Origin of the sequence: Photobacterium galatheae (assembly GCF_000695255.1) — a bacterium.
GTDB classification, from domain to species: Bacteria; Pseudomonadota; Gammaproteobacteria; order Enterobacterales; family Vibrionaceae; genus Photobacterium; species Photobacterium galatheae.
Genome location: NZ_JMIB01000004.1, coordinates 78,502 through 90,983 on the forward strand (window position 1 = coordinate 78,502; position 12,482 = coordinate 90,983).

The 12,482-nt window shown below is 50.0% G+C and carries 16 protein-coding genes and 1 tRNA gene; 10 read left to right on the top strand and 7 right to left on the bottom strand.

Features of this window, described 5'->3' with window-relative positions; all coding sequences use genetic code 11:
- Window positions 1-63 precede the first annotated feature (63 nt).
- The 3 genes from EA58_RS21855 to EA58_RS02070 form a co-directional block, all read right to left on the bottom strand.
- Window positions 64-237 (bottom strand): hypothetical protein, encoded by a 174-nt coding sequence (locus EA58_RS21855; RefSeq protein WP_200872144.1) that lies wholly within the window; start codon window positions 235-237, stop codon window positions 64-66.
- 282 nt (window positions 238-519) lie between these two features.
- Window positions 520-596: transfer RNA gene (locus EA58_RS02065), tRNA-Arg, on the bottom strand.
- A 55-nt stretch (window positions 597-651) separates the two neighbouring features.
- Window positions 652-1,794 (bottom strand): flagella assembly protein FlgT, encoded by a 1,143-nt coding sequence (locus EA58_RS02070; RefSeq protein WP_036748409.1) that lies wholly within the window; start codon window positions 1,792-1,794, stop codon window positions 652-654.
- 254 nt (window positions 1,795-2,048) lie between these two features.
- On the opposite strand from EA58_RS02070, the gene EA58_RS02075 reads away from it, so the two are divergent.
- Both EA58_RS02075 and EA58_RS02080 read left to right on the top strand, forming a co-directional pair.
- A complete protein-coding gene (locus EA58_RS02075) occupies window positions 2,049-2,684 on the top strand; it encodes a FlgO family outer membrane protein (RefSeq protein ID WP_036748411.1) in 636 nt (211 codons plus the stop codon).
- Window positions 2,685-2,692: 8 nt separating this feature from the next.
- Window positions 2,693-3,121, top strand: a complete 429-nt coding sequence (locus EA58_RS02080) for an LPP20 family lipoprotein (RefSeq protein WP_036748413.1) — start codon at window positions 2,693-2,695, stop codon at window positions 3,119-3,121.
- Between the two features lie 81 nt (window positions 3,122-3,202).
- Here the strand turns inward: EA58_RS02080 and EA58_RS02085 are convergent, their stop codons facing one another.
- The 4 genes from EA58_RS02085 to flgA form a co-directional block, all read right to left on the bottom strand.
- A complete protein-coding gene (locus EA58_RS02085; RefSeq protein WP_036748416.1) occupies window positions 3,203-3,844 on the bottom strand; it encodes a trimeric intracellular cation channel family protein in 642 nt (213 codons plus the stop codon).
- Window positions 3,845-4,151: 307 nt separating this feature from the next.
- Window positions 4,152-4,577, bottom strand: a complete 426-nt coding sequence (locus EA58_RS02090) for a flagella synthesis protein FlgN (RefSeq protein ID WP_036748419.1) — start codon at window positions 4,575-4,577, stop codon at window positions 4,152-4,154.
- Window positions 4,578-4,618: 41 nt separating this feature from the next.
- Entirely contained in the window at window positions 4,619-4,930 is a 312-nt protein-coding gene (flgM, locus tag EA58_RS02095; protein WP_036748859.1) for a flagellar biosynthesis anti-sigma factor FlgM, read from the bottom strand.
- Window positions 4,931-5,006: 76 nt separating this feature from the next.
- The gene (flgA, locus tag EA58_RS02100) at window positions 5,007-5,714 is read right to left on the bottom strand and encodes a flagellar basal body P-ring formation chaperone FlgA (RefSeq protein ID WP_036748421.1); all 708 of its coding nucleotides are present in this window, start codon (window positions 5,712-5,714) and stop codon (window positions 5,007-5,009) included.
- Window positions 5,715-5,851: 137 nt separating this feature from the next.
- Between flgA and EA58_RS02105 the strand changes: the two genes are divergently transcribed.
- The 8 genes from EA58_RS02105 (at window position 5,852) to flgG (ending at window position 12,474) form a co-directional block, all read left to right on the top strand.
- Window positions 5,852-6,769 carry a chemotaxis protein CheV gene (locus EA58_RS02105; RefSeq protein ID WP_036748424.1) on the top strand — a complete coding sequence of 306 codons (918 nt, stop codon included), beginning with the start codon at window positions 5,852-5,854 and terminating at the stop codon, window positions 6,767-6,769.
- 19 nt (window positions 6,770-6,788) lie between these two features.
- Window positions 6,789-7,619, top strand: coding sequence for a CheR family methyltransferase (locus EA58_RS02110; protein WP_036748426.1), 831 nt, complete (start codon window positions 6,789-6,791; stop codon window positions 7,617-7,619).
- A gap of 135 nt (window positions 7,620-7,754) precedes the next feature.
- Window positions 7,755-8,150 (top strand): flagellar basal body rod protein FlgB, encoded by a 396-nt coding sequence (gene flgB / locus EA58_RS02115; RefSeq protein WP_036748429.1) that lies wholly within the window; start codon window positions 7,755-7,757, stop codon window positions 8,148-8,150.
- A 3-nt stretch (window positions 8,151-8,153) separates the two neighbouring features.
- Window positions 8,154-8,570, top strand: coding sequence for a flagellar basal body rod protein FlgC (gene flgC / locus EA58_RS02120; RefSeq protein ID WP_036748432.1), 417 nt, complete (start codon window positions 8,154-8,156; stop codon window positions 8,568-8,570).
- An 18-nt stretch (window positions 8,571-8,588) separates the two neighbouring features.
- Window positions 8,589-9,302, top strand: coding sequence for a flagellar hook assembly protein FlgD (locus tag EA58_RS02125; RefSeq protein ID WP_036748435.1), 714 nt, complete (start codon window positions 8,589-8,591; stop codon window positions 9,300-9,302).
- An 82-nt stretch (window positions 9,303-9,384) separates the two neighbouring features.
- Complete coding sequence (gene flgE / locus EA58_RS02130; RefSeq protein WP_036748438.1) at window positions 9,385-10,686, top strand: flagellar hook protein FlgE; 1,302 nt, start codon at window positions 9,385-9,387, stop codon at window positions 10,684-10,686.
- A 232-nt stretch (window positions 10,687-10,918) separates the two neighbouring features.
- The gene (gene flgF, locus EA58_RS02135; protein WP_036748860.1) at window positions 10,919-11,668 is read left to right on the top strand and encodes a flagellar basal-body rod protein FlgF; all 750 of its coding nucleotides are present in this window, start codon (window positions 10,919-10,921) and stop codon (window positions 11,666-11,668) included.
- Window positions 11,669-11,685: 17 nt separating this feature from the next.
- Complete coding sequence (gene flgG, locus EA58_RS02140) at window positions 11,686-12,474, top strand: flagellar basal-body rod protein FlgG (protein WP_036748441.1); 789 nt, start codon at window positions 11,686-11,688, stop codon at window positions 12,472-12,474.
- The last annotated feature ends 8 nt before the right edge of the window (window positions 12,475-12,482 follow it).

Below are 12,482 nucleotides of genomic sequence, written 5' to 3' on the forward strand. Positions count from 1 at the left end.
GCCTGAAAAGTGTTGAGAAGCGGAGGTTTTTAACCTCCGCTTTTTTTGTACTTGGATCGTGCGCTATTTGTGCTGACGTTCATAGGTGTCTACACAAACCCAAAAGTTTTGTGCACCGGCACAGTACTGCATGGCATCTTTCGGGATTTGAGTTGGTGTTCCGGACAATGTATAGGCGAGCGAATTAAAGCTGATGGCCAGCAGCGCTGCCGTGATAAACATTGCGAACTTTTTCATAGCTCTCTCCTTTTATGACGACGGAAAGTCACCCACGAAAAGCGAACCTTCATGCGGTATGACGCTGAATTTTGTGGATCACTCTGCCTTTATCACTAATAGCCTAGAACAAGATCATATTTTTCAATTATTAAAAAGAGTCGGAATCATTTCATGGATATAAACTGAATGGCCGATAAAAATTTCAAGATGAGTTGAGATAACAGCATTGTGTCTCATGGCTGAGAATTAGATCGGGCTAAAAAAATTTTTGGCGTTGCTTGAGAGATGCTGGCAAGGAAATGGCGCTCCCTGCAGGAGTCGAACCTGCGGCCTTCCCCTTAGGAGGGGGACGCTCTATCCTACTGAGCTAAGGGAGCCTTCCTGAAATAGCAGGAAGGCCATTATACGCAAAAGTTGAGACTTTTTAACCCTTTAGTGCCTGCGTTGCGGTTGCTTGGTCAGTAAATCACCAGGTTGAATGCTGGCGGCAAGCTCATTTTGCTGAACGCTGAGTTCGGCCGAGCTTTCATAGACGCGATCGACAATTAAGGTAATCTGCGTTTCAACCATTCGGTTGCGGGAAATTCCATACTGATCAATGAAGCCTGCAGTGTGCCACAGTCTCAGGAGATCCCCCTGCTTCACACCATGTGCTCTGCCGACGTTGACCTGAACCTGATTCCCGTGTGCATTCACGACTTCCGGCAGACTTGCACGACAGGCCAGAGATGATTCCAGATCCAGCATGATGTTCCGGCCTGCCCGTTGTAAGGCTGCGCCATAGGGCGACACCCAGAAGCGGGCACTTTGGGTATCTACCTGGCTGATCCGTGAAAATGGCCATTCAGCCACTTCCCGGTACTTGCGCTGAACCAGCACTTCACCGGTTTTGCCGTCCATGACCTGAACTTCTACTGAGAACTGGCGGTTAATCTTGTCGCTGGACAACAGGCTTTGATCCAGCGTTGAGGTCAAATCGGTAATCTGGCCACTGACGATGTACTGAGCGTCATAGTCTTCTGCCAGCATCATCATTGCACTGGGGTTATCTGGCTGAACAGGGACTGCACTGGTGCCAGTGACCACAAAACTTTGGGACTGTTTACCGATTTGCCGCTTCAGCAATTGGGTAAAATCTTTGCCCACCTGATAAATGCCACCGAGTGCAGCCTGTTGAGGAATGGCTAGTGAGAAGTCACTGATCAGCATTCCTTTCTTATACTGGATGTTGTGGCAACTTTTTGCCGAGGGGTAAATATCGACCCGCGCCGTGACGTAATAATTGCCGTCTTTGATGAAACTTTTGCTGATCTGAACATGACGGACTTCAGTGCCATTGAACTGATAGTCCTGCCGATCTTCCTGCAAGTAAGGTTTCAGGTTGGAAAAGCTGGAAAAATCGGCGCCTGCGTAATGCATGGCGCGGTATACGGCGTCTTCAACCGCATTTGTCCGGGCTGATGACTTACTTTCCAACACAATTGCCTGACCAGTCACTTCAAACCAGGCGGCCTGCACTGGCAAAGCGGTAAGGATCCCCAGACCCAGAAGGGCTTTCCTGAGCGTCTTTTTCATAGATTTTCCAATTTCTGGCGTTTTCGGTACGATAATTGCTATGTTTTGTCTGTCGTTCAGGTTGAAGCCACACAAGGTTCAAGCCAGTTAGCCTAACAGCTTTTTACATTGCCAACATCCTGAGTCGCATGCTGATGTATGCAAAGAGTGTTCCTAAAAAGTCAAAATGGGAGCGCGGCGATGAAAAGTCATAAAGTTTTCGAGATAGCGGACGATAAAAGGCCATTGTCTCGTTTCTTCCGGAGCAGGGTAGAATGAAAAAATGGACCATCTTGCTGTTGTCGCTGCTGACAGCATCATGTACTTATTCACCAGTTTATAATGGTAAAGAGAGCTATACCGGCAGCAATTTCTTGCTGACGGAGACGCCTCGCCATACCATAGACTTCTTTATTGAAGGGATGACTAAGCAGCTGGTGGCGTCAAACCAGTATCTGACGGCAAAAACGCCGCTGGCGGTGACATCCTTTGTTGATATCCAGCAGATGAATGAAACCAACTGGCTGGGTAATGCGGTCTCTGAAGGCTTCATGTACCATATGCAGCAAATGGGTTTCACTGTGGTCGACTATAAGGCGACCGGGGCGATTCGTGTGACGCCGGAAGGGGATTTTTCCCTAAGCCGGAACTGGAAAGAGCTGGCTTCCGAGCAGCCTGTTGATTACGTGCTGACCGGGACGATGCTGCGTCAGGGTGGCGGCGTGCTGATTAATGCCCGTGTCATTGGAATGCGTTCGCGGGTTGTGATTGCCAGTGCGCAGGGCTTCCTGCCGGAAGACCGGATTGGCCGTGACCTGGATACACTGAATAAAATGCGTCTGGAGAATGGATTGCTGATCCGTTCTGAAGCGACAAAATTTGAGAATAACTCAATTATTTTAAAACCTTAGGAGTCACTATGCGGTTTTGGTGGATGGCTGTTTTGCTGATTACCCTGTCTGGTTGCCAACCATTAACGGAATTTCGCAACGTTAATCTGATTACTGCGGTTGGGTATGCCTCGATTAGCGAACAGCGAGGCCAAACCATCGAAGAAAAGCGGATCCGAGCGATGCGTGCATCCAAGCTGGACGCTTACCGTGAATTGACTGAGCAGGTCTATGGGATGCGAATCAGTGCCAGAGCTGGCCTGACGGACCAGCAACTGGGCTCTGAAGAAACGGATGGTGCGGTTGATGGTGTGATCCGTGGCGCGGAAGTGGTTCGTAGCTACCCGGTAGGGGATAGCTATGTGACTGAAATGCAATTAGATCTCGGTAAAATGGAACGGATGAAACAGCAGGGTGAGGTTTATCATGTGCCTGCAAACCAGTCTGTGATGTTCTGATTCTCGAAAGTATCTACAAAAAGCGGCAAGGTGATGCAAAACCTTGCCGCTTTTTTATGTTTGCCGAAAGGAAAGTTCGAATTAGCTTTTGGCTTCTTCCTGCGCTTTGTCTTGCGCGTCATCAATTTTGAAAACCGGTAATTGCCAGCGATACTGCATTGCCGCAAGGCGTAACAGGAAACCGGTGACCAGCGTCACGCCAATGGCGATGTTTTCCGGGACTGCAAAATACAGCTGGGCCATGTACAGGCCCGCGGCAATAAAGGCGACGGAAGCATACAGCTCTTTATGCAGGACCAGCGGCGTCCGGCGGCAAATCAGATCGCGTAACAGGCCGCCAAATACGCCAGTGACGACAGCCGCCATCAGACAGATGATGATCGGCTGCTCCATGTTCATGGCTACCCGGCATCCCAGAATGCTGAAAACGATCAGACCCAGAGCATCTAACACAACGAAGACTTTATGGAAGCGCACCACTAAAGGTGCAATCCAGGTGGTCACTAAACCGGCTACACAGGTAATCAGCAGGTACTGTGGGTTTGCAATCCAGTTCAACGGGTAATGACCCAATAAAATATCCCTGACTGTGCCGCCGCCAATCGCAGTTGCACTGGCAACCAGCATCACACCAAACCAGTCCATGTGGCGTTTGCCGGCCGCTAATGCGCCTGTCATCGCTTCTGCAGTGATGCCGACAATATATAAAACGGTTAATAGCATGAAAAATCAGACTCTTAATGAAAAGTGAGGAGAACAGATCGCCATGGTAAATGTGATTTGTGTCAATATCCAATGAAATTTTTCAGTGTTTTCATGAGATGTCGTAATCCTGACACTGCGGTGGAGAGTGAACGGGGGGAGTTCATGATTGGCTGTAATATTCATGCTCATGCCATCATCAAAATGAATGCAGCAATGTTATGAATAGCGCTGAATCTACTGGATTGTTATCGGGTAAAAAGCTCGGAAAGGATAATGGCGCTATCGAGTCAATTTATTGACACTTGCGCCAGGCCAGATTGGGTCTTCAGGCTTTCAGATTCGTTCCGATGGAACGCAGGTTCTGAGCGACGCCTTCTTTGTTGTAGGTCTGATGATGTCCCAGACTTTGCTGAAAGAGATTATTCAGTTTATGAAAGCTGAGCTGAGCGCGTTGCAGCGCGGCACCATTGAGTTCATTGTGGTGCATGCATTCGCTGAGCAGGTTCTGAATGGTGTCGACCTGACGGGTGAAGTCAGGATTTTCTTTCAGTTGGTTGCTCTGGCTATGGCGGGCAATTTGCTGATCCTGGAGCTGAATTTTATCGACCAGCTCTTTTTTATCTTTGGCAAACCGGGTGATGTCGCCAGACTGACGTTTCACAATGGCCTCTCTTTCCTGTTCCAACAGGCGTAAGAGAGCCTCAAGTGTGGCATGTTGCTGGGCAAGTAGTTGTTCAATGGTCGGCGACATAGGTCAAACTCCGGCAAAACTGCGGCGAGCGACTGATCATATCAGAGCCCGCGCAGTTCGTCCTCAAAACGCATCATATTACTTGCCAGACGATCTGCATCGACTTTGTAGGAACCATTGCTAATCGCATTTTTGATCGCTTCGACCTTGTTGCGGTCGATACTGGGTTCAGCTGCCAGCTGCTGATGGATTTGACCAACGGCACGGGCCTGTGAACTGAGAGAAACGGCGTCCCTTGGGGCGTGACTGGTTTCTTCTCGGGTTTCAGTCCTGCTCTGATTGGTATTGGTACTGCTGCTGTTACGCAGATTGGCCAGAAGCTGACCGCTGCGCAGGGAATCAATACTTGCCATAATCATGTTGCCTTAAACAGATATTCATCGGTAATGCCCTGCTATCGGCAAGGCTCTGTATAACTTTAGCATTTTTTTAATATCTGACGGTGACTTCGCCAACGGCTGTAATCGTCGCACTGACGATGCGGCGGGACTTATTGTTTTGCACCCGGATTTCTTCACCCAAGGAGCCGTCCGATAAGGCGGTTCCTTTGGTGACAATGTTCAGGCCACTCTGACCGGCTTTGATGATGACCGAATCATTCCTGCACACCAGGCAGATATCATTGCCTTCAACGGCTTCGCCCATATTGATGTTTCGTTTGACCGTTGAGCCGATAATTTGCTCCGGGTATTCAAAAACAATGCTTCGCTGGAAGCGAGTTTCAACCTGGTCGACTTTCAGGTCAGATGCATGAATCACGGCACCACGGGCCAGCGGCCGGGCAGCAACCACACGAGGGAGTAAGAGGCTCACCTGCACTGGCACATAGACCTGCCAGCCTGAAGTTGGGCAACTGATGAGTACAGTGACGTTTCCGTTGAGCGACTGTTTTCCGGGCACTGAACGATTCAGGGGTTCCTGGCAGTCTCCGATGCGTAGACGGTTGTCCAATTCTGCAGCGGAAATTTGCAGTTCCCCCCGCTCTGGTCTGAGCACCAGGCTGCGGATGTGATCTGTTGCTGCCTGGCGCACATTACTGAGCATATTATCGCTAGCAGCAATTGCATTCGCGCTTAAGAAACCGCAGAGTATGCCGATAAAGATCAAACAGAGTGTTAAATGTGTTCTTTCGGTCACGATTTTTGCTCTTTTTAGGTCGCTTTCAGGGGCTACAATTGCACCATGATAGGGGATTTTGAGTCGGATTACTCGTTTATCCTTCAAAATTGTCTATTTTAACAACAATTCAATTCGACAACTTTGGAGTCAGGTATATGTCGGGGATTTTGGATTCTGTGAATCAGCGCACTCAGCTTGTGGGACAAAACCGTCTGGAGCTGCTGACCTTCAAGCTGAACCGCCGTCAGCGCTACGGTATCAACGTCTTCAAGGTGAAAGAGGTACTTCAGTGCCCGAAGCTCACAGCGATGCCAAATCTCCATCCGCTGGTCAAAGGAATCGCTCACATCCGTGGTCATACCATTTCTGTGATTGATATGAGTCTGGCAACGGGGGGTCGTCCGATTGAAAACACAGAGAATTGTTTTGTGATCATCTCCGAGTTTAATCGCTCTGTGCAGGGTTTTTTAGTGTCCGCTGTTGAGCGAATCATTAATATGAACTGGGAGGAAATTCTGCCGCCACCGAAAGGGGCAGGAAGTACCAATTATCTGACTGCGGTGACAGAAATTGATGGTGAACTGGTTGAAATTCTGGATGTCGAGAAAATTCTGGATGAAATTTCGCCAAGAACCACTGAAGTCTCTGAGTCACTGCGCGAAGAAATGCTTCATGAGAATCCGGTCACGCGCCGAGTTTTGGTGGCAGATGACTCCAGTGTTGCGCGTAAGCAGGTACAACGAGCCATCAAATCGATTGGTTGCGAATGTATTCTGGTGAAGGATGGCCGAGAGGCGCTTGAAAAGTTACGCGCAATGGCGAAGGAAGACAGTATTTATAATCAGCTTGATTTGGTCATTTCGGATATTGAGATGCCGGAAATGGATGGTTATACGCTGACAGCGGCCATCAGAAATGATGCCAATCTAAAAGATTTACATGTTATCCTGCACACCTCGTTGAGCGGGGTATTTAATCAGGCCATGGTCGACCGAGTTGGCGCGAATGCATTTATTCCCAAGTTCAATCCCGATGAACTGGGTGCAGCGGTCAAAGCGGCCATGCCTGGATAAACTGACGTTAGAGTAGTAGATGACAGCCATAACAATTAAAGACCAGGAATATAGAGATTTTTGCCGTTTTTTAGAAGGACAATGCGGTATCGTTCTTGGCGACAGCAAACAGTATCTGGTTCGGAGTCGCCTGAGTCCTTTGGTTAGCCGTTTTGGCTTGGCGTCGCTCTCGGAATTGCTGCAGAATGTTATTTCCGGCCGGAACCGTGAATTGCGGGTTGCGGCTGTAGATGCCATGACGACCAACGAGACACTGTGGTTCAGGGATAGTTATCCCTTTACGGTGCTGGCAGAGAAAATTTTGCCTGAACTGGCGAACCATAAGCGTCCGATCCGAATCTGGTCGGCTGCAAGTTCTTCGGGTCAGGAACCGTATTCCATTGCGATGACGGTGCTGGAGACGCAGCAGCGTCGTCCGGGTATGTTGTCGCTGGGCACTCAGGTGACAGCAACGGATATCTCACAAACCATGCTGGATATGTGCCGAACCGGGGTTTATGACAGTCTGGCGCTGAGTCGTGGGCTGTCTCCGGAGCGCCGGCAGGCTTTTTTTGAGCCAATCGGCAATGGCCGGATGCGCATCAGCAGTAAAGTGAAGCAGATGGTGAACTTCCGTCCGCAGAACCTGAAAGACAGTTATGCACTGTTGGGTAAGTTCGACGTGATTTTCTGTCGTAACGTGCTGATCTACTTTGCCCCGGAAATGAAAGCCAAAGTTTTGAATCAGATGGCAGCCAGTTTGAATCCCGGCGGTTATCTGTTACTGGGTGCATCAGAATCACTGACGGGTCTGACAGACCGTTTTGAGATGGTCCGCTGTAATCCCGGGATCATCTACAAACTGAAATAAATATGAAGGGCCCGTTTCGGGCCCTTTTGCTATGCCTGCATTGCCGAATGCGTTCCTTGGTATAGAAAAACCCCTTCCTATTAATGTTGGCACGCCCTTTGCAGTTATTTCTGCAAGTTATTCAGGAGGCAGACGATGGCCATTTCTTTTGATAAAGCACTCGGTGTACACCAATACACAGTCGGCGTCCGCGGCAAACGGGCGGAAACCCTTGCCAGCAATATCGCCAATGCCAATACACCAGGCTATAAAGCAAAAGATCTGGACTTCCAGCGTGCCTTGAATGCGGCAACATCAGAGGCAAAGATTGGCCTCAGTCGCACCAATCAGCGGCATATTGCTGCCTCCACAACGGTGATGGGCGAACAGAAATACCGGATTCCAAACCAGCCGGATACGGGGGATGGCAACACGGTTGACGCCCAAGTGGAACAAAATCTGTTTATGCAAAACGCGCTGGAATATCAGGCATCGCTGGATTTTCTGGGCTCAAAATTCAAAAACCTGAGCAAGGCATTAAAAGGGGAATAATCAATGAGTTTGTTTAACGTTTTTAATGTCACCGGGTCGGCAATGAGTGCAGAATCCGTGCGTTTGAATACCACAGCCAGTAACCTGGCGAACGCCAATACCGTCAGCAGCTCAGCGGCGGAAACGTATAAAGCCCGTCAGCCGGTCTTTGAAGCGGCGTTACAAAGTGCCAGTTACCAGCGTGATGAAAGTGTGCCTGTGCGGGTGAAAGCGATTGTTGAGAGTCAGAAACCTCTGACAGCGGAGTATAACCCGTCGCATCCTTTGGCAAATGCTGAAGGCTATATCTACAAACCAAATGTGAATGTGATGGAAGAGATGGCAAACATGATCTCAGCTTCACGTTCCTACCAGAGCAATGTTCAGGTTGCAGATGCGAGTAAGCAGATGCTGATGCGAACACTGCAGATGGGCCAATAAGGGTAAGGAGTGACTGACATGACCGGTATTAAAGGCGCAGGTCAAAGCCCTTTGTCCTATGTTGACCAGCTCAAAAGTATGCAGGAGAAAAAACTGCAGTCTGAGCAGAAAGTCACGGGACAACAAGAGCTGAAGCAGGAAGATTTTCTGTCGCTGCTGACCAAACAATTGTCGCAGCAGGACCCGTTCAAGCCTGTTGGGAACGATCAGATGATCGCACAGATGGCGTCGTTTGCCACGGTTGACGGCATCAGCAAAATGAACGACCAGTTTGGCGGCCTGAATGCGGCTATGACCTCAAATCAGGCGCTACAGGCATCTTCATTAGTGGGGCGTGACGTCCTGGTACCAAACCCGACGGCTTCGAAAAACGTGGAAGGTGGCATTACCGGGATGGTTAAGTTACCGCAATCACTGAACAGCCTGATTGTCCGCGTTGAGAATGCCGCTGGTGAACTGGTTCGCTCCTTTGATATGGGGGCAAAACCTGCCGGGGACCACCGTGTTGCATGGGATGGCAAAGATGACAACGGCAACATGTTGCCAGCCGGTCAGTATCAGCTGAAAGTCGGCGGCTTTGCCGACGGCAAGAGTACCGAATTTGATGTATCGACTTATGCCAATGTGAACAGTGTGCTGCTGGGCAATGGTGATGGTAACGTCATGCTGAATCTGGCGGGCTTTGAATCCCCGATCAAGCTATCCGACGTGCTGGAAGTCGGTCAGGCATAACAAAATATACAGCGCCTGCCGGCAGAGGGTACGGCAGGTGAGATAAGACATACGCTGTACACAGAATTCAGGAGAGTTACCCATGGGTTTTAATGTCGCACTCAGTGGTCTGGGCGCAGCTCAGAAAGATCTGAACACCACAAGTAACAACATTGCCAACGCCAATACTTACGGCTTTAAAGAGTCGCGGGCCGAATTTGGCGATGTGTACTCCCGCTCAATTTTTTCTAATCCGAAAACCACCACGGGTGGCGGTGTACAGACCTCAGTGGTTGCGCAGCAGTTCCATGAAGGTTCCAGTATTTATACCAATAACCCAATGGATCTGCGGATTTCCGGAACCGGCTTCTTTGCGGTTGCTGATCAGCGTCTGGAGCCGAACAACAACAGCTTAACCCGGAACGGTGCATTTCACCTGAATAAAGACAACTACATTGTCAACTCAGAAGATCAGTTCCTGCTGGGTTACGGTGTGGATCAGGAAACCGATCAGGTGGTTTCTTATGAACCGCAGGCACTGAAAGTGCCGGATCAGTTTGGTCAGCCAAAGGCGACCAGTCAGGTTGATATCGGTGTGAACCTGCCTGCAAATGGTGATCCAAAGGACATCAACCAGTTTAATTTCGAAGATCCGGATACGTATAACAAGTCAACGTCGGTGACCATGTATGATTCACTGGGTCAGCCGTACAAAATGACCAGTTACTATGTGAAGGACAACACACAGCCAAACCGCTGGGCAACCTTCTATACAGTCACCGATGCCGATGGTGAAAAACCACTGGATATTGACGGTGGTGCAGCGACCAATGTTGCCGGTCATGCCGGTGCCTATGTCGATTTTAACTTCGATGGAACTGTGGCGCAGATCAACGGTGGTGATCCGATGGTCTCCGAGAATTTTGCTGCTGCCGGGATCAGCATGAACGGTGCAGACGCCAGTCAGACCCTGAACTTCAATTTTGATGCCCCGACGCAGTATGCTGCACCGTTTGAAGTGCGCAGATTCAGTGAAAATGGTGCAACCACCGGTTATTTGTCGAAAGTTGACGTTGATGCGAAAGGATCGATTGTTGCGACTTACAGTAACGGCGAAAACATCACGCTGGGTCGTGTGGGTATGGTCCGTGTGCCGAACGAGCAGGGCCTGCTGAAAAAAGGTGGCACGCAGTGGGACGTGAGTCAGGATTCAGGTGCTGCTGTCTGGGGTGAAGCGACTTTTGGTGCATTCGGCTCAGTTAAAAGCGGTACGCTGGAACAGTCGAACATTGATATGACGCAGGAGCTGGTGGATCTGATCACCGCTCAGCGTAATTTCCAGGCTAACTCCCGTGCGCTGGAAGTGGATAACAGTCTGCAACAGACTATCCTGCAAATCCGCTAATCGAAACTGTTACAGATTGCCGCCTGACTTCCGACAGGCGGCAATGTTTGTCCTTTCTTATTTCTTTCTGTTGTCATTTCTTTGGCGCTTTGACCGCCATGATTCTGGGTGCTGGGAAGCTGATCCCAGTAATTCTCTGATCTTTCACCGCTTTGAATACCATTTCAAATGGTTTCCTAAAACTGGTACGCATATTGCTTCTATTGATGCAGTACTGATTGGGAGACTCAAAATGGATCGTGCACTGTATTTGGCAATGAGTGGCGCTAAGCAGGATATGCATGGCTTGCAGCTTCATGCCAACAACCTGGCCAACGTTCGGACCACAGGCTTTCGCGCTGATTTAGAACAGGCGCGCAGCATGCAGGCGTTTGGCGAAGGCATGCCGAGCCGAGTATTTACCATGACTGAAAGAGCAGGGCAGGATTTTGCCCAGGGCGCTGTGATGACCACAGGCCGTGACCTCGATGTTGCCGTTGAAGGGCAGGGTTGGCTGGCGGTTCTGGATGCGACTGGACAGGAGTCCTATACCCGGGCCGGGCACCTGAAAATTGACCAGACGGGTTTGCTGCAAAACAGTAATGGCAGCCTGATGGTCGGTGAAAACGGCGGCCCAATTTTTATTCCGCTGCCAGTCAGCAAAATTGAGATTGGGAAGGACGGCACTGTATCTGTCCGCCCACAGGGCGCGCCAGCCGATGCGATGGAAGTGGTTGATCGCATCAAGATGGTGAGACCCGACAACAGCGAATTATTTAAAGACGTTGATGGTCTGTTTAAATCAAAAGTGCCGGCACAGATGTTTGATGCCGATGCAGAGGTCACGCTGCTCAGCGGCGCGCTGGAAGGCAGTAATGTGAATGCCGTTGGCGAAATGACCAGTATGATCGATCTGCAGCGTCACTTTGAAATGCAAGTGAAGTTAATGAAAACCGCAGAGGAAATGGACCAGGCGTCTTCTTCTCTGCTGCGTTTGGGCTAATGAGGAAGGAATAACACATGCATCCAGCACTATGGGTCAGTAAAACCGGTCTTGACGCGCAGCAAACCAATATCTCGACCATTTCGAATAACCTGGCGAACGCCTCAACGATCGGTTTCAAAAAGAGCCGTGCGGTTTTTGAAGATCTGTTTTACCAGAATATTAACCAGCCTGGCGGTCAGTCCAGCCAGGACACAACATTGCCATCCGGTCTGATGCTTGGTGCGGGTGCCAAGGTGGTTGCAACGCAGAAGGTGCACACCCAGGGCAACACCCAGACGACCAACAACGCGATGGATATGATGATCGAAGGGGATGGCTTCTTCCAGATCTTGCTGCCGGACGGCAATATCGGTTATACCCGAAACGGCCAGTTTACGGTGAACCAGGAAGGTCAGATGGTGACCTCTGGTGGCGGTTATCTGCTGCAGCCTGAAATTGTCGTCCCTGAAGATGCTGTGGCAATCACGGTCGGGACTGATGGTGAAGTATCGGCCCGAATCCGGAACCAGCAGGAAAATGTGGTGCTGGGTCAGCTGACCACGGTGGATTTCATCAACCCGGGTGGTCTGGAGCCGATTGGTCAGAACCTGTTTTTGCCAACGGGTGCCAGTGGTGATCCGCAGGAAGGCGTGCCAGGACTGGATGGCTTCGGTCAGATTCGTCAGTCGATGCTGGAAACCTCTAACGTGAATGTCACCGAAGAACTGGTCAACATGATTGAAGCCCAGCGTGTGTACGAAATGAACTCGAAAGTGATTTCGACTGTCGACCAGATGCTGAGCTACGTGAACCAGCAGCTTTAATCAAGGGG